The following is an 18,808-nucleotide window of genomic DNA, read 5'->3' on the forward strand; positions in this document are numbered from 1 at the left end:
TTGGATCTGGTGTCCAACTCCCGGGGGTCACTTCAGGGATGGGTTTACGGCGTCCCCCGACCCGCCTACCCACCCGGCCAAGCCCAGGAATCACGCTGTAGCGCCACCACGGAGGGGCTCCGCCGTTCGCCGATCCCCGCCGAAGGCGCGCCTCCCGCGCTGCAACATGCCCACGCGCAGACCTGCGCCATCATGGGCACCCCGCCCCCGCCAGGATCGTGCCATGCAGCAGTACCTGCTTCTGATCTACATCGAGCCTGCCCTGCTGCAGGCCCTGCCCATCGAAGAATTCAACGCGCTGATGCGCGACTGCCTGGCCCATGCCGACAAGCTGCAGGCCGAAGGCACGCTGCTGGCCGCGCAGAAGCTGCAGCCGGTCGACACCGCGCAGACCCTGCGCGTGCGTGATGGCCACAGTCGCGTACTGGATGGTCCGTTCGCCGAAACCCGTGAACTGCTGGCCGGCTTCAACCTGATCGTCGCCCGCGACCGCGACGAAGCCATGCGCATCGCCCGCGACTTCCCGTGGGCACGCTTCGGCAGCATCGAAGTGCGGCCGCTGGAAGACATGGACGCCGAGCGCGAACGCTGCGGCGCCCCGGCTGCCGCTATGGCAGCAGCCGTACCCTGATCTCGCGCGGGCCGATGCCTTCGTTGCCGCTGTAGTCGCGCACACTGGCGCGCACGATGTACTCACCCGGCGGCAGCGCCGACGGCTGCCAACGCCCGGTTTCCATCAGGCCGTCACGCACGGTGTTGGTCGCCAGATAGCGGAAACGGGTCACCGCGCTGCCATGCACGGTGATGCCGCTGTCCGGCGCGTAGGCCACGCGCACGGCCTCCCGCTGCGGCGGCATGCGGTTGAACACGATGTTCCAGCGCGGCTGCTCGTAACCCTGCAGCGGCTGCCCAGCCGCATCGAGGATCTGGTAGCCCACCTGGTACATGCCCAGGCGTCGACGCGGCAAATTGTTGTCAACCTGGTCCCAGGCCTCGATCACGATCTGCACGCCACGCCCCTGCCGCGCCACCATCACCACGCCGTCGCTGCCGGCGGCCATGGGCTGGTCGGTGTCGTCCAGCAGCGCCACATCGGTGATGCGCGGTGCGAAGTGGTCGGCGTAGTTCTGGAAGCCCAGTGCCACGGCATTGGTCTCGAAGCCACCGGTACCCACGGCCAGGTGCACATGCGCCTGGTTGTTGATGCTGCCCAGGCGATCGCCGACGTGGATGCGCATGCCGCGCCGCACGCGCATCCGCTCCAGCTTGCCCTGCTCGTCGTACAACGCCTGCCAGCGCGCATCGAACGGTTCATTGCGTGGGGTGCGGCCCACCCGCATGTGGATGTACTTGAGGCGATCCACGGCCAGGCCCTCGGCCTGCTCGCCCAGGCTCCAGGCCGCCATCGGGCTGCTGATCTTGCCATCGGCGATCGCCAGCACGGTCTGGCCCACATCACCGCGCACGTCGAATCCACCGTGCAGGTGATGGCGACTCTCGCCGGTGAAGTTGCCGCGCACTTCACCCAGTGTGCCGACCACTTCGTGCCAGCCATCCTGCGGCGCCAACGGCCAGCGCCCGCCGGTATCGGGCAAGGCGGCATCGGCGGCCGGGCCGACCAGTGCCGGCGCGGGCAGGTCGCCTACCGGCAGTGGGCGCAGGCGATGCAGACGGTAGCTGGCGGCGTCGGCCACCAGCACGCTGCCATCGGCATCCATCGCCAGGCCACTGGGGCGGGCCAGGCGCGGCAGGCGACCATTGCCGACCAGCGCGATCTGGTGGCCCTGCGGCGTCACCTGCACGATGCGGCCATCCATGTCGCCCACGTACAGCACGCCATCGTGGGTGGTGGCCAGCGACAGCGGCCCATTGATCACGCCACCGGCGGCGACCACGGTGCTGACCGTGCCATCAGCGCCTATGCGGCGTACCGCGTTGTTGAACAGATCGGCCACCAGCAGCGCGCCCTGCGCATCGAAGGCCAGTGCCACCGGCGTATCGAAGCGCGCCGCAGCGCCCACGCCATCGGCCATTCCCGGGCGCTCACCGCCGGCAAGGGTGCGCACGTTGCCATCAGTACCGATCACCCGGATGCGGTCGTTGTAGGTATCGGCCACGTAGACCTGGCCCTGCGCGTCCACCGCGATGCCCATCGGCGCATCAAAGCGCGCCTGCGCGGCCGGCCCATCGGCATAGCCCTGTTCACCACCCGCCAGCGTGGTCACCTGCCCATCGGTGCCGATCCGGCGGATCGCATGGTTGCCGGTGTCGGCCACATACAGGTTGCCCTGCGCGTCGGCGGCAATGCCCGAGGGCGTATTGAAACTGGCCTGCAGTGCCGGGCCATCGACGCGCCCCTCGCCCTGCCCGGCCACCGTTTCAACACGGCCATCGGGAAGGCGGCGACGGATCCGGTTGTTGTCGCCGGCATCGGTGAAATAGACGCTGCCATCGGCACTGCGCAGCAACGCGTACGGATCGGCGAAACGTGCCTGCGCGGCGGCGCCGTCGCGGTTACCCGGGTGGCCATCGCCGGCCAGCGGTTCGATCTGCGCGGTCCACGCCAGCGGCGTTGGAACCGGACCCACCGGTTCAGCCAGCGTATGCAGCGGTGTCTCCCACCAGGTCGCAGCCAATGCCACTACCGTCGCCAACGCTACGCCTGCCGCCATCCATTGCCACCGTGCCATCGTGCTGCGCTGCCTGCCTGCTGCCTGAAGAGGCACCGACAATAGACGCTGAACGCACGATCCGCCATGGCCAATCAAACGGCCAAACGCCAGAGTTCCATCCATCGCGCTTGTTCTCGCTGGCTGCAGCGGGTTCAATGCGGTTCCCACGGATGGAGATCCTCCATGCCCCGCATCCTCCCCCTCGCCGCCCTGCTGATTGCCGCATTGGCCAGTTCATCCGCCACCGCCTCGATCACGTTGGTGCCACAGAAGCCGTCCGTCACCGCCGATGCAATGCACCAGGCCTATGCCACGCGATGGGATGAGGCCATCCAGCAGTCGCGCAGTGGCAACACGCTGGGCGCGCTGATCGCGATGGAACGGCTGATGGAAGATCCGATGCTGGATGACTTCGATGCCGAACATCGCGGCCGCGCCGCGCAGGTGGCTGGCTGGACCGCGATGGTGCAGAAGAAGCCGGATCAGGCCCGCCGCTACCTGCAGCGCGCTCAGGAAGCACTGCCGGACGATGCGCAGATCCTGCTGACCCTGGTCTCGGTGGAACTGTCCGAGAACCAACCAGCGCCCGCCACGAAGCACCTGGTGCAGGCACTGAAGCATGCCGACGCGCCGTTGCCGGTGGACCGCCACGCGATCAACTACCTGCAGTTCCGCCTGCGGGACCAGCCGCAGCAGCGCATGGAACTGCTGCAGGCGCTGTTCGACAACGGCTGGAAGAGCGGCGGCCTGGAACCCACCGGAATGTGGCTGGCACTGGCCACGCTGCAGGCCGACAACGGCCGTGGCGACGATATTCCCGCCACGCTGGCGCGCATCACCGGTCCCGCCGAAATCATCCGCCTGCGCAGTGACAAACGGTTTGACCGCTATGTCGACCGCGCCGATGCCCGCTTCGATCCGGTGCAGGCTGCACAGAAGCACCTCGACGAACTGCGGGTTTCCGGCCTGCTCGACCGGGCGCTGGATGCACGCATGGCCGAGTTCAGCAGCACGCTGCTGATGCTGGACCGCAACGAGGAAGTGCTGGCACTGACCGATGGCATGGCCAGTGCGGCGGCCGAGGGCGAGTCGCCCTCGGCGGCGGAAGCCGAATGGGTGGCGTGGCTGCTCAACAGCCGGCTTACGGCGCTGCGCCGGCTGGGCCGTACCGATGATGCGCTGGCGGCAGCCAAACTGGCCGCACGCATCGGCGCACTGGGCCCGGATGGTGCCGAGCACCAGTTCAACGTCGGCTTCGTGTTCAGTTCGCTGGGCCGCATGCAGGATGCCGCCACCGCGGTGAATGACATGCCGGGCCTGGCCGGATACGGCAAGGCGGCCCAGGCACTGCTGCAGTTCGTTGCCGCCCGTGAACGTGGCGATGCCAAGGCCGAACAGGCCGCGCGTGCAGCGATCCTGGCCCAGGGCGATGACGCGCGCCTGTTCCAGCGCGAGATGCTGCTGGACGAGGGCAATCTCGACGGCGCCGCTGCCGTGCTGATCGAACAGCTGCGCTCACCCGTCGAGCGCGGCGAGACACTGGCCTCCCTGCAGGACATGCGCACCTATCCGTCCTTGCCGGGCGATGTGCGCATCGATGCCGCGTGGCGTGCACTCAAGCAGCGTGCCGACGTGCAGGCCGAGGTGGCACGCGTCGGCCGCATCGAGCGCTACGACCTGGTCAGCACCTCCACCTCGCGCTGAGGAGCTTTTGTGTAGCGCCGAGCCCATGCTCGGCTGCAATTGGCGCAGCCGAGCATGGGCTCGGCGCTACACCGCGCGTACAGCGCCACTGGCCTAGCGCGCCGGCACCTCGGTACGGATGCCCATCGCCTCGCGGTAGCGCGCGTACAGCGCCATCACCTTGTCCACATAGGCCAGGGTTTCGGCATAGGGCGGCACGCCCTTGTAGCGGGTGACCGCGCCGATGCCGGCGTTGTACGCAGCCGCCGCCAGCGGCCGATCACCGTTGTAGCGACGCAGCAGCGCGCGCATGTAGCGGGCGCCGCCATCGATCGACTGCTGGGGCGAGAACGGATCATTCACGCCGTACTCCTGCGCGGTGTCCGGCATCAACTGCATCACGCCCTGTGCGCCCTTGCTGGACACCGCCAGCGCATCGAAGTTGCTTTCAGCATGGGCAATCGCGCGCAGCCACGCGTCATCGACGCCCGTAGCCTTGGCCGCGGCCCTGAACTGTTTGGCGTGCTGCGCCAGCTGCGGCTTGCCGACCTTGCCCAGGCCTTCGTGGGCCGGCTCGCCCGGCGGCGTGGCCATGGTGAACTTCAGGAACACCCGCGAGCCGGGCAGGTTGCGGGTGGAGTAGACCAGCGCGCCATCCTGCTCGCGCTCGTACAGCACGCCGCTGAACACGCCCATGTTGCCCCACAGGTTCGGGGTCTGGATGGCGTTGTCGTCGATTTCCTTCGGGGTACAGCGTGAACCGGGTTCCGGCGCGGTGGCCAGGCTGACGGTGTTGCCCTGCACGCAGCGGTAGACGGTGCGCGCGGCAGCCAGCCCGGGCCACAGGCTGGGCAGCAGCAACAGCGCTAGCAGGAGAGGGCGACGGGACATGGCGGCCGGATCATCCGGCCGCGCCCGCTAATGTTGGGTGAATGGGGGCCGGCAGGGCTGCGGCCTGCACCTGCAGAGGCAACGTCAACAGCCAGAGCAGCGCTGGGCTGTTGAGGGCTGGTCGGATAGGTGTGGCCCGGCAGGACACGCCGTAAACCCATCCATGGGGGCTCGATGGCGCCATCCATGGCGCCAACGGTCCTGCCGGGCCACACCCACCCGCCCTCGACAGTTTCCTGCGGCTGACAGTAGATCCACGCCATGCGTGGATGAAGCTGCCTGGAGACGATGGATCAATCGATGTGACGGAACACCTGGATCACTTCGCGGTCCTGCGGCGCACCCAATACCCCACGCCCAGCAGCACGAACCACACCGGGCTGGCGATCAATGCCTGGCGGGTGTCGGGCTGCAGGCTCAACAGCACCAGCACGGCCGCGAAGAACACCAGGCAGGCCCAGCACATGGCGACGCCGCCGGGCATCTTGAAGATCGAGGCAGCATGGCGTTCCGGGTAGCGACGGCGATAGGCCATGTAGGCCACCAGGATCAGCGACCAGACGAAGATGAACAGCACCGTGGCCAGCGTCGTTACCAGGGTGAAGGCGGTCACCAGGTTCGGAATCAGGTAGATCAGCAGCGTGCCGCCGAGCAGGCACAGGCACGAGAACAGCAGGCCGCGGGCCGGCACTGCAGCGCGCGACAACTTCGACAGCCCGCGCGGTGCGTGGCCTTCCTCAGCCAGGCCGTACAGCATGCGGCTGGTGGAGAAGATGCCGCTGTTGGCCGAGGACGTGGCAGAGGTCAGCACCACGAAGTTGATCAGGCTGGCCGCGGCCGGAATACCGGCCAGCACGAACAGCTGCACGAACGGGCTCTTGTCCGGCACCACCTGGCGCCACGGGGTGACGGCCATGATCGCGATCAGCGCCAGTACGTAGAAGATGATGATGCGCACCGGAATCGAATTGATCGCCTTGGGCAGGTTGCGCTCGGGGTCGGCGGTTTCGGCGGCGGTGGTGCCGACCAGCTCGATGCCGACGAAAGCGAACACTGCAATCTGGAAGCCGGCGAAGAAGCCGACCAGGCCCATCGGGAACATGCCGCCGTCATTCCACAGGTTCGACAGCGCCGCGGTATGGCCACTGGGCGAGGTGAAGCCCCAGGCCACCAGCCCGGCGCCGGTAATGATCAGCGCGCAGATCGCCACGATCTTGATCAGCGCGAACCAGAATTCCATCTCGCCAAACAGCTTCACCGTCACCAGGTTCAACGACAGCAGCAGCATCACGCAGGCCAGCGCCGGCTTCCAGGCTTCAAGCCCGGGGAACCAGAATTGTGCGTAGGCAGCGATCGCGATCACATCGGCGATGGCGGTGACGATCCAGCAGAACCAGTAGGTCCATCCACAGAAGAAGCCGGCCCAGGGGCCGAGCAGATCGGTGGAAAAATCGATGAAGGATTTGTACTGCAGGTTGGACAGCAACAGTTCGCCCATCGCGCGCATCACGAAGAACAGCATCGCGCCGATGATCAGGTAGACGAAGACGATGGACGGGCCGGCCAGGCTGATGGTCTTGCCCGACCCCATGAACAGGCCGGTGCCGATGGCACCGCCAATGGCGATCAACTGGAGGTGGCGGTTGGACAGGCTGCGGCGCAGGTGCTCGGGGGGCGTTGCGGGCTCGGTCATGGGCGCGGGCAAAAGGGCGGGCGAAGCGTTCGACGGTAGTCCTCCTCAGGCAGGAGCGCCAGCGCCGGATGAGCCAATCCCGTCAAACTTGGCCGCTTTCATCACAATGTGACCAAATACCGGATTCATCCCATTCCGCCCGGCCCGGCGCCATGCTCAGATAGCCGCACCTGCCCAAGGATCGGCCCGACCATGCGCCCTGCCCTGCCCGCCCCGCTGGAGCCCCGGCCATGAGCCGGCTGCGCGTCATCATTGGTGGCACCGCACTGGCGCTGCTGGCCGCGGCCGTGCCGATCGCGGTGATGGCCTATGCCACCTGGGACCGTGCGGTCAGCGTCGAGCAGCAACGCCTGCGCGACATTGCCGGCCGTGCCCTGCGCCGCGCCGACCAGTCCTACCAGGAAGCACTGGCGGCACTGCAGTCGGCCGAGGTCGGCGCCCACAACGCCTGCGGGCCCGACCATATCCGGCGCATGCAGACGCTGGTGATGACCTCGCCGTCGGTCGACCAGATGGGCTACTTCGAGGGTGGCAAGCTACGCTGTACGTCGTGGGGGCCGTTCCTGTCCGACGTCAACCAGCCCAAGTCCGACCACGTCACCAGTGATGGCGCCGGCATCGCCGTGGATGTGCGCCCCGAGGCAAGCGGACGGCGCCAGGTCCTGTCGATCCTGTATGGCAACTACGACGTGCTGGTCGATCCGCGCCGCTTCGTCGATGTCATCGCCGACCCGAACGTGCGCCTTGCCCTGGCCAGCCCGGACGGCCGCCTCCTGGCCAGGCAGGACGGCATGGATCCGGCATTGCTTGAGACCCTGCTGCGCGCGCCGGGTGAAGGCCTGGACCACAACACCCTGTACGCCACCGCCCGCAACGAAGAGTGGCTGGCGATCGCGACCACACCGCGTACCGCGCTCGCCGCGACCTTCCGCCAGCAGGCGTGGCTGTTCGTGCCGATCGGCGTTCTGCTGGCCGCTGTCGGTGCCGGCCTGGTGATCTGGCTGTCGCGTCGCCGCCTGTCGCTGCGCGGCGAGCTGGCCACGGCGATCCGCCGCCGCGAGCTGTACCTGCACTACCAGCCCATCATCGAACTGGATACCGGCATCTGCGTCGGCGCCGAAGCGCTGGTGCGCTGGCAGCGCCCGGATGGCACCCAGGTGCGGCCGGACCTGTTCATTCCGCTGGCCGAAGAGGCCGGCATGATCGGCGCGGTCACCGATCTGGTGATCGAGAACGTGGTGCGCGACATGCGCGAGCTGCTGGTGGCCGACCGCAGCGCGCACATCGCGATCAACCTGGCCGCCGAAGACATCAGCAGCGGCCGCGCGCTGAAGATGATCTCCAAGCACATGGCCGGCAGCGGCATCCTGCCGCAGCAGATCTGGATGGAGGCCACCGAGCGCGGCTTCCTCGACCTGGACCGCGCCCGCACGATGCTGGCACAGGCACGTCGGGCCGGGCACAGCGTGGCCATTGACGATTTCGGCGTCGGCTTCTCCAGCCTGCAGTACCTGGAACAGCTGCCGCTGGACGCGCTGAAGATCGACAAGTCGTTCATCGATGCGATCGGCACCGAGAGTGCAACCAGCCCGGTGACGCCGCACATCATCGACATGGCCAAGGAGCTGGGCCTGTGGGTGGTGGCCGAGGGCGTTGAAACCGAGGCACAGCTGGCGTATCTGCATACCCGCAAGGTCGAGTTCGCGCAGGGCTGGCTGTTCTCGCGGCCGCTGCCACGGGATGAGTTCGTGGTGTTCCATCACAAGCGGCAGCAGCGCTATGGCGCGGCGCGGGAGCACATGCAGAATCCGCGCAGCGTGCCGATCGAGCGTGAGGGAGTGGAGTAGGACGGCGAACGGCAGAGCCCCTCGTGGTGGGTCGCGTACTGCTATCCCCGGGGTGGCCGGGACGGTCGGGTTCGCGGGGGACGCCGTAAACCCGTCCATGGGGGCTTGGCCGCGGCATCCATGCCGCGGACACCCCCGCGAACCCGACCGCCCCGGCCTCTGACAGGTTCCGGCGGCGTCCCACCACGGAATCAACAGAAGAAAGCAAAAGCAAAGGCAAACGCGGGTCGCTGTGCTCGGTGGATCCACGCCATGCGTGGATGGCGTGGACCACGGTAGTGCCGGCCGCTGGCCGGCACCGCGCCATCACTGATCGCCGCCTACGCCCAGGCCTTCGGCCGTGCCAGCAACCACGCCACGCTCACCGACAGCAGCAGCAACGGCAGCCATCCCAACTGGTTCGGGCCGCCCGCCTGCAGCAGCACACCCCCTGCTACGCCACCGGCAGCAATGGCCAGGTTCCAGCCGGTCACCAGCATCGACTGCGCCAGATCCGCGGCGGGACCGGCACGCCGCGCCAATGCGGTCTGGAACAACGTAGGTACCGCGCCAAAGGCAACGCCCCACAGGATCGTCGCCAGCAGCAGCGCGATCGCGTCGCCCGGCCACAACAGCAGGGTCAGCACCGGCACGATGAAGCCGATCACCGCGGCCCACACCAGCGTGCGCAGATGACGGTCCACACCCCAACCGGCAATGACGATGCCGGCGATGGCGGCCAGGCCGAAGGCCAGCAGCAGGCGGTCCAGCCACGGGCCGGCACCGGCCTCCACCGCCAGCGGTTCGATGTAGGTGTAGAGCACGTTGTGCGCCAGCACGTACAGCACCATCACCGCCAACGCACTGCGCACGCCCGGCATGCGCCACACCGTAGCCAACGACGTACGCTGACCGGCCGCCGCCGCCGGCAACGCGGGCAATGCCCAGCGCGCGTAGGCCAGCAGCACGACTGCCAGCACGCTCATCAGCGCGAATGCCCAGCGCCAGCCGATCTGCTGGCCCAGCAACGTGCCGGCCGGTACGCCCAGCGACAGTGCCAGCGGCGATCCGACCATCGCCACCGCGATTGCCCGGCCCTGCAGCGAGGGCACCACCATGCGCGCGGCGTAGCCGGCCACCAGCGACCACAGCAGGCCACCACACACGCCGGCCAGGAAGCGCGCGGCCAGGATCAGCGGGTAGCTGCTGCTCAATGCGGTCAGCGTATTGACCACCACGAAGCCGGCAATCGCGGCGAGCAGCAAGGGACGTCGCGGCAGGCGCTGGGTCAGTGCGGTCATCGGCAGTGCGGCCATCACCGAGCCGAGCGCGTACACGCTGACCAGCTGGCCAACCGCCGCGTCGCTCACACCGAGGCTTTCGCCCATCGGCCGCAGGACGCCGGCCGGCAGGGTCTCGGTCAGCAGAGTGATGAAGCCGCCACCGGCCAGCGCCAGCAGTCCCGCCCACGGCAGGCGCGTGGCTTCACCGGCCGGGCCAGCCGCATCGATGGCATGGCCGCTCATCGCGCGGTCTCCAGATCGGCATAGACCGCATCGCGCAGCTCATCGACGAAGGCACCGTCCATGCCTTCGTACAGGGTGTTGGTCAGCGCCACCACGCTGAGCCCACGCGCAGGATCGACAAACCAGCTGTGCCCGTAGGCACCGCCCCAACGCCATGTACCTACGTTCTGCGGCGTACCGCTGGCGGCCGCATCGCGCAGCACCGCAAAGCCAAGGCCAAAACCCCAGCCGGCCGGTTCCGGCGGCCCCTGTTCGCCCACCTGCGGGCTGGCCATCTCCGCTGCCAGTGCGGGCGGCAACAGGCCTGAACGCTGCACATCACGCAAGGCCTCCAGCACCGCCATCACTTCATCGGCGCTACCGACCAGGCCTGCCCCGGCCGAGGGGAAACGGCTGGCATCGGTGGCGCGCGCGAGGCTGTACTCGATACCGACGGTACCCTCGAACGGAGCGACCACCTCGCCTTCGCGCAGGCGGTGCGGCTGCGGTGTGTCGCTCACATAGGGCGTGGCCAGCCGTGCCGCGTTGCGCGCAGCGAAGGCGGTGTCCCGCAGGCCCAGGGGTGCGGCCAGCAAGCGCTCGAACAGTGCCTGCAGGGATTCACCGGTCGCTGCTTCAGCCACGGCACCGGCAACGTCCACGCCCAGCGAGTACAGCCACTGGCTGCCCGGCGCGAACAGCAGGGGTGCCTGCGCGATGCGGCGCACGTTGTCGGCCAGAGAGAGCGGGTTCGCGTCCATGCCATCGCTGACGCCAGCGCGTGCGTAGGGACCCTTCGCATCGGCTTCGAGAAAGCGATAGCCCAGCCCGCTGCTGTGGCTGAGCAGCTGGCGCAGGCTGATCGCTGGCGTGCTGCCATCAGCCAGCGCCGGGCGGAAGTCCCGCAGCCAGCGCTGCACCGGTGCATCCAGGTCGAGCACGCCCTCGGCCACCAGGCCCAGGATCACCGTGGTAAGCAGTGGCTTGCTCACCGAGGCCAGCCGGAACAGCTGGTCGCGCTGCATCGGCGTGGCCGACTCGCGATCCGCCAGGCCCGTGGCGCTGGCATGGCGCAGCGCGCCGTGCTCGCGCACCAGCACCACCGCACCGACCAGGCGCTGCGGGTGGACCTGCTGCAGCAGCCGCTGCACCGAAGGAAGTGTCGGCGCAGGTTCGAAGGAAGGAGCGGCATTCATCGCGGTGATCCGTGGGGGAGAGGCCGCCACGTTAGGCAGCGGGCGTCCGCGCAAAAAGCCGGTTGCCGCTCCGGGCATCATGGACCGTGTAGTCCGCAATCGGCATGATGGCCGGAACCGCAAGGCCGCAACGGTCTCCACGCCACCCCGCACCACAGTGTTGCGATGGCGGAGCCGCCCGCTACAGCCGCGCCGGCCTACCCTGCCGCTTTCATTGCCCGCACGCCCATGTCAGTCCTGGACAACCTCGCCAACCTGCAGACCTTCGTGCATGCCGCCGATACCCGCAGCTTCGTCGAGACCGGGCGCCTGCAGGGCATATCCGCCTCGGCAGCGGGCAAGTGCGTGGCGCGGCTGGAGCACGCACTGGGCGTGCGCCTGTTCCACCGCAGCACGCGCAGCATCACGCTCACCGCCGAGGGTCAGCTGTTCCTGGCGCGTTGCCGGCGCATCCTCGACGAGCGCGATGCCGCACGCACCGAGCTGGCACAGCCGCACGCCACACCCCGCGGTACGCTGCGCATCAGCCTGCCGCTGGTGGGCGACCTCACCCTGCCGTTGATGGCCGAGTTCATGGCCGCGTATCCGGATATCCGCCTGGACCTGGACTTCAGTGACCGCCTGGTTGATGTCATCGAGGAGGGCTTCGATGCGGTGCTGCGCGTCGGCGAACCCAGCGACTCGCGGATGAACGCACGCCGGCTGGGGGTATTCCCGCGGCGTGTCGTTGCCTCGCCGGGCTACCTGCAGCGCTGCGGCGTTCCGCGCACGCCGGCAGGCTTGATGCAGCACACGCTGCTGCACTATCGCTTCCCCACCACCGGCAAGCTGGAACCGTGGCCGATCCACTGGCCCGACGATGAAACGCCGCAGGAGCTTCCGGTGCACATGGTGGCCAACACCATCGAAGCGCGGGTAGCGCTCGCACTGCGCGATATCGGCCTGGCCTTCGTGCCGGTGCACTCGGTGCGCGATGCCCTGGCCGACGGCCGCCTGGTCACGGTGCTGGACGAACACGTGCATTCCTGCGGCACCTTCCATCTGCTGTGGCCGTCGGGCCGACACGTACTGCCGAAGCTGCGGGTGTTCATCGACTTCGTCGGCGCCCGCCTGGGTACCGTACCGTAGCCGCGAGCAATCCACCCATGCCCGGCCCACAGTAGATCCACGCCATGCGTGGATGCTTCTCGCGGCGAAAGGAAGCCGAGCATCGGCTCGGCTCTACAGAACCGCCCGATCATCGGTAGCGCCGGGCCATGCCCGGCGGCCGCGCACCCGACCATTCAGCCACTGCCGCTATACTGGCCGCTCATTCCTCCAAGAGGCTCGCGACCAATGCGCCATTGATGCCGCCGTCTTCCCACTAGACGGCCTGACTCTTCCCGCCCCTGCGCGCAGGGGAGAACCCGGCATCCATGGAGGTCGCATGACCCCGCATTCCCTCACGCTCGATCGCGTGTCGTATCGATTGGCCGACGGCCGCCCGCTGTTTTCCGATCTGACGTTTTCCTTCGAACCGGTCGCCACCGGGCTCGTCGGTGCCAATGGCGCCGGCAAGAGCGTGCTCGCACGCCTGCTGGCCGGCCGGCTGCTGCCCGACAATGGCCAGGTTCGCGGCAGTGGCCGCGTGTTCCTGTTGCCGACGCCCGGCTATCCACCCGTCGGCACGGTCGGTGAACTGGCCGGTGTCGGCGCGGAACTGGCCGCACTGCAACGCATCGAAGCCGGCAGCGTGGACGAGGCCGACTTCGCCCGCGTCGGCGACCGCTGGGATCTGCGCGAACGCCTGCAGCAGCAATGGCGTACGCTGCAGCTACCCGACGACCTCGATCCGGCCCAGCCGGCCGCGCGCCTCAGTGGTGGCCAGGCCATGCAGGTGGCGCTGTCCGGTGCCTGGGCCAGCGGGGCCGACTGGCTGATCCTGGACGAACCCAGCAACCACCTCGACGCACGCCATCGCCAACAGTTGTATGAACAGTTGCAGCAGTGGCGCGGCGGCCTGCTGGCGATCAGCCATGATCGCGAACTGCTGGCGCACATGCAGCAGATCGTCGAGCTCGACGCGCGCGGGCTGCATCGCTATGGCGGACCGTGGCAGCACTACGCCGACGCGCGCGCCGCCGAACGTGAAGCCGCCGCCGCCCAGCTTGACCATGCACGTGCACAGCACCGGCAGCAGCAACGCAGCGCGCGCGAACAACACGAACGCCAGCAGCAGCGCCAGGCACGTGGCAACCGTGATGCGAAGCAGGCCAACCAGGCCCCGATCCTGCTCGGCCGGCAGAAGCAGCGCGCCGAGGCCAGCCACGGCCGCGCACAGCAGGTGCAGGCCGAGCGCCTGCAGGCCAGCGCAGAGCAGCTGCGCGCAGCGGCATCCGCGGTGCATGCGGCGCCGGAACTGGCGCTGTTTGCCGGTGCGGGCGAGCGTGGCAGCGCGCGTCTGCTGGAGGCCGAGGCGCTGGTGCTGCCACATGGCTGCAGCGCCCCGCTGCAGCTGGAGATCCGCCGGGGGCAGCGCATCGCCGTGGTCGGTGACAACGGCAGCGGCAAATCGACCCTGCTGCGTGTGTTGGCCGGCCAGCTGCCTGCATGCAGTGGCACCGTGCAACGGCATGCACCACTGGCCCTGCTCGACCAGCAGTTGCTGGGGCTGTCCGGCGCGCGCAGCATCCTTGACACCGTGCAGGCCGCCAACCCGCGCGCGGACCCAGGCGAGCTGCGCACGCGGCTGGCCCTGCTCGGGCTGGATGCACAGCGCATCCAGCGGGCGGCCCACAGCCTCAGTGATGGCGAGCGGGTGAAGGGTGCGCTGGCCAGCGTGCTGTATGCCGATCCCGCGCCCCAACTGTTGCTGCTGGACGAACCCGGTAATGCGCTGGATCTGAGCGCATTGCAGGCGCTGGAGGAACTGCTTGCGGCGTGGCCGGGCGCGCTGGTGATGGTCAGCCACGACCGGCACCTGCTGCAGGCATTGCGACCGACCCACGTGCTGCAGGTGAACCCCGAGGGTTGGCAGTGGCGAGATGCCTTGTAGATCCACGCCCTGCGCGGATGGAATGATCCGCCAGCCGAGCGTGGGCTCGGCTCTACAAGGCGGGCAAAGACCGGTTGAACCGCCATCCACGCATGGCGTGGATCTACAGGAGCCGTTAGCTCAGCGCTTCCACACCGGGAATGCCTGCGGCATCTGCTGCCACAGCAGCGGTCCCGCACGCAGCTCCTGTTCGTTGAGCAGGCAGGCATCCAGCTCTGCGCGCACGGCGCGCTCGTCCATGTGCACGCCAATCACCACCAGTTCCTGGCGCCGATCGCCCCACAACGGGTGCCACAGGCGCTGCATTGCCGAATGCGCGGCCGCGTCCGGAAACTCCTCCGGTCCCGGCAACGGTGCGCTCCAGCAGTCGGCCTGCTGGCGCGCCCATCCTAGGTCGCTGTACGGCAGCGGTGTCGGCGGCAACAGCGGTGTGGTGTCCTCGATGCCCGCACGCACGCGATCGCGCGCGGCGTACCAGAAGCCCGCCGCCTGCGTCCGCGTCGCGGCACCCACGGTGTTCAGCTCGCCCACCCAGTCCATGCGGTTGGCCAGCCAGAACCAGCCCTTGCTGCGGATCACACCAGGCATCCCCGACTGCAGCGCGCGTGCGAATCGCGCGGGATGGAACGGACGTCGCGAGCGGTAGACGAAGCTGCCGATGCCGTACTCCTCGGTTTCCGGTGTGTGCTCGCCCCGCAGTTCCTTCACCCAGCCCGGCGCACGTTGCGCACGCTCCATGTCGAAGCGCCCGGTATCCAGCAGCTCGGCCAGCGGCACATTGCCGAAGCTGGACAGCAGCAGCTTCGCGTCGCGGTTCAGGCCACGCAGCACGGCCAGCGTGTCCTGCAGCACTTCGTCATCCACCTGGTCCACCTTGCTGACCACGATCACGTCGGCAAACTCCACCTGCTCGCACAGCAGGTCAACCACGCCGCGATCGTCCTCCGGGCCGGCCTGCTGGCCGCGCTCGGCCAGTCGCGACGTCGAGCCGAAGTCGGCAAGGAACGCGCTGCCGTCGACCACCGTCACCATCGTGTCCAGCCGCGCGATGTCACTCAGGCTGAAGCCGTGCTCGTCGCGCACCGCGAAGGTGGCCGCCACCGGCATCGGCTCGCCGATGCCCGTCGATTCGATCAGCAGATAGTCATAGCGGCCCGCATCGGCCAGGCGCCGCACTTCCTGCAGCAGGTCATCGCGCAGCGTGCAGCAGATGCAGCCGTTGCTGAACTCCACCAGCGTCTCTTCGGTGCGGCGCAGTTCGGCACCGCCTTCGCGCACCAGCTGCGCGTCGATGTTGACCTCGCTCATGTCGTTGACGATGACCGCCACACGCAGGCCCTCGCGGTTGCGCAGGATCTGGTTGAGCAGGGTGGTCTTGCCGGCCCCCAGGAAGCCGGACAGCACGGTGACCGGAAGGCGACGGTCGGCGCGGGAAACAGTGTTCATGTCGGAGCGGGTTGGCTGCGGAACGGAAATGTTACTGTATAACAATTGTTGCGCAAGGAACCTCCCCCGATGAAGTCACCTTCTGCCGCCCTGCTCGATGCCGGCGCGGTCGCCCTGTCCAGCCTGTGCCTGCTGCACTGCCTGGCACTGCCCCTGCTCGCCGCCGTGTTGCCGCTGTTCGGCGCGTGGGCCGAAGCGGAATGGGTGCACCTGCTGTTCGTGGCCATCGCCCTGCCGCTGACCGGCTACGCGCTGTGGCGGGCCGAGCGCCGTCATCCGCTGCCCGTGCTGGCCTGGGCCACCGCCGGTGCCGGTCTGGGGCTCTTGCTGGCCGGCGCGCTGGCGCTGCCCTCGCATGACTGGGAAACGCCGATGACCGTCACCGGCAGCCTGCTGCTGGCCGCCACGCACATCTGGAATGCACGGCACCGGCACGCAGGGTAGAGTCGACTGTTAGTCGACTCTCGCGCGAAGCGCGGGATCTCATGCCGCCTGGGCGAAGAGCAGTCGACTAACAGTCGACTCTACCGCCCCTCGGCCTATTTGCCGTAGCGGCGAAGCAGCTCGACCAGCACCGCGGCCTCGTCCGCCCGCTGCTGCGGGTCGTCGGCAGCCACCACATGTTCCTGCAGGTGCTCGTGCAGCAGTTCCATCAACAGGCTGTGGGCTGCACCGCGCACGGCGGCGACCTGCACCAGAACGTCCGCGCAGTCGCCCGCCTCGCCCTCGGGCTTGTCCAGCGCCTGCTCCAACGCCGCCACCTGACCCGCGATACGACGCACCCGGGTCAGCAGCTGCTTTCGATTCTTGTGTACATGGGCCATGGCGGGATCATATACCCTATGGGGGTATCCACTCCACCCCCCTTGGTCCCCCCATGCACCTGGACGCCCTGGCCGCCGCCCGCCGCCACGAACACCGCTTCGACGACGGCAACCCGCTGGCCGAACGCAATACCCGCCGCGCCCTGTGGCTCACCGTCGGCATGATGCTGGTGGAGATCGTAGGAGGCTGGTGGTTCAACTCCATGGCCGTGCTCGCCGACGGCTGGCACATGAGTTCGCACGCGCTGGCGCTGGGCCTGGCGGTGTTCGCCTACCGCTGCGCGCGCCGCTACGCGCACGACCCGCGCTTCGCCTTTGGCACCTGGAAGATCGAGATCCTGGCCGGCTACACGAGCGCCATCGCCCTGCTCGGCGTCGCCGCGCTGATGGCCGTGCAGTCTCTGGAGCGGCTGTGGGTACCGGCGCCGATCCACTACAACGAAGCCATCGCCATCGCTGCGGTAGGCCTGGGCGTGAACCTGCTCTGCGCATGGTGGCTGCACGACAGCCCGGGCCACGCGCATCACCACCACGGGCATGACCATGGCCATCATCACGGGCATGACCACGAACACCACGATCACGGCCATGCGCACGGTCACGACCTCAATCTGCGCTCGGCCTACATGCACGTGCTGGCCGACGCCGCCACCTCGGTGCTGGCCATCGTCGCCCTGCTCGGCGGCAAGCTGCTGGGCCTGACCTGGCTGGACCCGGTGATGGGGCTGGTCGGCGCCGCGCTGGTCACGGTGTGGGCAGTGGGCCTGCTGCGCGACAGCGGCCGCATCCTGCTCGACGCGCAGATGGACGCACCGGTGGTGGCCGAAGTTCGCGAAGTGATCGAACAGGGTCCCTGGCCGGCGCGCCTGGCCGACCTGCACGTCTGGCAGGTCGGTCGCGGCAAGTACGCGGTCAGCGCCAGCGTGGTTACCAGCGACGTCACGCTGGATGCCGATACGGTGCGCAACGCGCTGGCGATCCATGAAGAGCTGGTGCACGTAACGGTGGAGATTCACCGCAGCTGATCCTGCGCGACTGCGGTCGAATCTGTAGAGCCGAGCCCATGCTCGGCTTGCCGTTGCCTTTGCAGCGCCGAGCCATGCTCGGCTCTCGCAGGCCATCAGCCGAGCACGGGCTCGGCTCTACAGTCAGAGCTTCAGCATCATCCGCAGCAGGTACATGAGCAGCGGCAGCGCACTCAGCACCGCACCACCGATACCGATCCACGGCCAGCGCTCGCCGCGCACGCGCGAAGCCACCGCCAAGCCGCAGCCCACCAGCGCCGCGCCCAGCACACCCACGCCCAATCCCGCAGCCATGCCATTGCCGCCCGCGGCCACCGCCGCCTGCGCAGCCAATGTACCGGCGCCCCAACCCACAGCGATCCCCAGCCAACTGGCCACGCCGCACCACGGTGCCTTGCCCTGCGCCATCCGAAAACCCCTGTGTCCTTGCCGAATATCTGTACGGGCCACGCCCGCATGCTGCCTACACTAGCCGCACCTGCCTTGTAGGGACATCCCATGCGCACGCCCCGCCTGCTGCTGCCCGGTGCCCTCCTGCTGCTCACCGCCTGTGGGGGTGACGCCGGGCTTCCGTTCTCCGCCGATCCGCTGCAGGGCTGTTTCGCCACCAGCGCGCGCAAGCCGGCCGATTTCCGCATCGACAAGGAAGGTGGCCAGTACTTCGTCTCCTTCAGTCGTGGCGAGCAATGGCAGCGCGAGCCGAATGCCCTGCACATGGCCACCCGCAGCGAGATCAGCCGCTACTTCCGTGATGACGCCGAACAGATCGACAGCGCGTTGATCCGCATGGCCGGTGGCTTCGGCATCTTCCACTTCAACAAGGGCGCGGCGTTGAAGGGCAAGGCCAGCGACAGTGACTACATGGCGCTGATGCTGATCGGCGCTGGGCCGGTGTATACGGTGAAGTGCCAGTAGCGACAGACAAAATTAAGAAATGTTTGAAATCCGAAGAACTGCCTGATGCGCCCCAAAATGCAATGGTGCAAGTAATGAAGATGGAGCCTCACCCAGAT

The 18,808-nt window shown here is 68.2% G+C and carries 16 protein-coding genes; 8 read left to right on the forward strand and 8 right to left on the reverse strand.

What is annotated here, in order from left to right; all coding sequences use genetic code 11:
• Positions 1-223 precede the first annotated feature (223 nt).
• A complete protein-coding gene (locus tag G5A07_RS18790; RefSeq protein WP_010484148.1) occupies positions 224-631 on the forward strand; it encodes a YciI family protein in 408 nt (135 codons plus the stop codon).
• Here the strand turns inward: G5A07_RS18790 and G5A07_RS18795 are convergent.
• Positions 609-2,690, reverse strand: a complete 2,082-nt coding sequence (locus G5A07_RS18795) for an NHL repeat-containing protein (RefSeq protein WP_191863802.1) — start codon at positions 2,688-2,690, stop codon at positions 609-611. The genes G5A07_RS18790 and G5A07_RS18795 overlap by 23 nt on opposite strands.
• 165 nt (positions 2,691-2,855) lie before the next feature.
• Here G5A07_RS18795 and G5A07_RS18800 point away from each other — a divergent pair, with 165 nt between their 5' ends.
• On the forward strand, positions 2,856-4,376 hold the full coding sequence (locus G5A07_RS18800; protein ID WP_191863803.1) for a hypothetical protein: 1,521 nt from the start codon (positions 2,856-2,858) through the stop codon (positions 4,374-4,376).
• A gap of 93 nt (positions 4,377-4,469) precedes the next feature.
• Here G5A07_RS18800 and G5A07_RS18805 read toward each other — a convergent pair whose 3' ends face one another.
• Both G5A07_RS18805 and cycA read right to left on the reverse strand, forming a co-directional pair.
• The gene (locus G5A07_RS18805) at positions 4,470-5,246 is read right to left on the reverse strand and encodes a lytic transglycosylase domain-containing protein (RefSeq protein ID WP_049480840.1); all 777 of its coding nucleotides are present in this window, start codon (positions 5,244-5,246) and stop codon (positions 4,470-4,472) included.
• Between the two features lie 319 nt (positions 5,247-5,565).
• A complete protein-coding gene (gene cycA, locus G5A07_RS18810) occupies positions 5,566-6,939 on the reverse strand; it encodes a D-serine/D-alanine/glycine transporter (protein ID WP_143994934.1) in 1,374 nt (457 codons plus the stop codon).
• A 230-nt stretch (positions 6,940-7,169) separates the two neighbouring features.
• Here cycA and G5A07_RS18815 point away from each other — a divergent pair, with 230 nt between their 5' ends.
• Positions 7,170-8,786, forward strand: coding sequence for an EAL domain-containing protein (locus G5A07_RS18815; protein ID WP_010484153.1), 1,617 nt, complete (start codon positions 7,170-7,172; stop codon positions 8,784-8,786).
• 320 nt (positions 8,787-9,106) lie between these two features.
• On the opposite strand, the gene G5A07_RS18820 is transcribed toward G5A07_RS18815, so the two are convergent.
• Both G5A07_RS18820 and G5A07_RS18825 read right to left on the reverse strand, forming a co-directional pair.
• Positions 9,107-10,291, reverse strand: a complete 1,185-nt coding sequence (locus G5A07_RS18820; RefSeq protein ID WP_191863804.1) for an MFS transporter — start codon at positions 10,289-10,291, stop codon at positions 9,107-9,109.
• The gene (locus G5A07_RS18825; protein WP_164194408.1) at positions 10,288-11,466 is read right to left on the reverse strand and encodes a serine hydrolase domain-containing protein; all 1,179 of its coding nucleotides are present in this window, start codon (positions 11,464-11,466) and stop codon (positions 10,288-10,290) included. Before G5A07_RS18825 ends, G5A07_RS18820 begins: the two co-directional genes overlap by 4 nt.
• Before the next feature lie 228 nt (positions 11,467-11,694).
• Between G5A07_RS18825 and G5A07_RS18830 the strand changes: the two genes are divergently transcribed.
• Positions 11,695-12,594, forward strand: coding sequence for a LysR family transcriptional regulator (locus G5A07_RS18830; protein WP_019337977.1), 900 nt, complete (start codon positions 11,695-11,697; stop codon positions 12,592-12,594).
• Positions 12,595-12,892: 298 nt separating this feature from the next.
• Positions 12,893-14,500: an ATP-binding cassette domain-containing protein gene (locus tag G5A07_RS18835; protein WP_191863805.1), complete on the forward strand. Its 1,608-nt coding sequence runs from the start codon at positions 12,893-12,895 to the stop codon at positions 14,498-14,500.
• Between the two features lie 120 nt (positions 14,501-14,620).
• On the opposite strand, the gene G5A07_RS18840 is transcribed toward G5A07_RS18835, so the two are convergent.
• On the reverse strand, positions 14,621-15,946 hold the full coding sequence (locus G5A07_RS18840) for a GTP-binding protein (protein WP_019337975.1): 1,326 nt from the start codon (positions 15,944-15,946) through the stop codon (positions 14,621-14,623).
• 69 nt (positions 15,947-16,015) lie between these two features.
• On the opposite strand from G5A07_RS18840, the gene G5A07_RS18845 reads away from it, so the two are divergent.
• The gene (locus tag G5A07_RS18845; RefSeq protein ID WP_049428409.1) at positions 16,016-16,390 is read left to right on the forward strand and encodes a MerC domain-containing protein; all 375 of its coding nucleotides are present in this window, start codon (positions 16,016-16,018) and stop codon (positions 16,388-16,390) included.
• A 95-nt stretch (positions 16,391-16,485) separates the two neighbouring features.
• Here G5A07_RS18845 and G5A07_RS18850 read toward each other — a convergent pair whose 3' ends face one another.
• Complete coding sequence (locus G5A07_RS18850; RefSeq protein WP_010484160.1) at positions 16,486-16,770, reverse strand: metal-sensing transcriptional repressor; 285 nt, start codon at positions 16,768-16,770, stop codon at positions 16,486-16,488.
• A 53-nt stretch (positions 16,771-16,823) separates the two neighbouring features.
• Between G5A07_RS18850 and dmeF the strand changes: the two genes are divergently transcribed.
• Positions 16,824-17,795: a CDF family Co(II)/Ni(II) efflux transporter DmeF gene (gene dmeF, locus G5A07_RS18855; protein WP_191863806.1), complete on the forward strand. Its 972-nt coding sequence runs from the start codon at positions 16,824-16,826 to the stop codon at positions 17,793-17,795.
• A 123-nt stretch (positions 17,796-17,918) separates the two neighbouring features.
• Here dmeF and G5A07_RS18860 read toward each other — a convergent pair whose 3' ends face one another.
• Positions 17,919-18,203, reverse strand: coding sequence for a hypothetical protein (locus G5A07_RS18860; protein WP_049436996.1), 285 nt, complete (start codon positions 18,201-18,203; stop codon positions 17,919-17,921).
• Positions 18,204-18,293: 90 nt separating this feature from the next.
• On the opposite strand from G5A07_RS18860, the gene G5A07_RS18865 reads away from it, so the two are divergent.
• Positions 18,294-18,710 carry a hypothetical protein gene (locus G5A07_RS18865; protein ID WP_191863807.1) on the forward strand — a complete coding sequence of 139 codons (417 nt, stop codon included), beginning with the start codon at positions 18,294-18,296 and terminating at the stop codon, positions 18,708-18,710.
• Positions 18,711-18,808: the final 98 nt, after the last annotated feature.

The sequence above is a fragment of the Stenotrophomonas sp. AS012628 genome, from assembly GCF_010608305.1.
Taxonomy (GTDB): Bacteria; Pseudomonadota; Gammaproteobacteria; order Xanthomonadales; family Xanthomonadaceae; genus Stenotrophomonas; species Stenotrophomonas geniculata.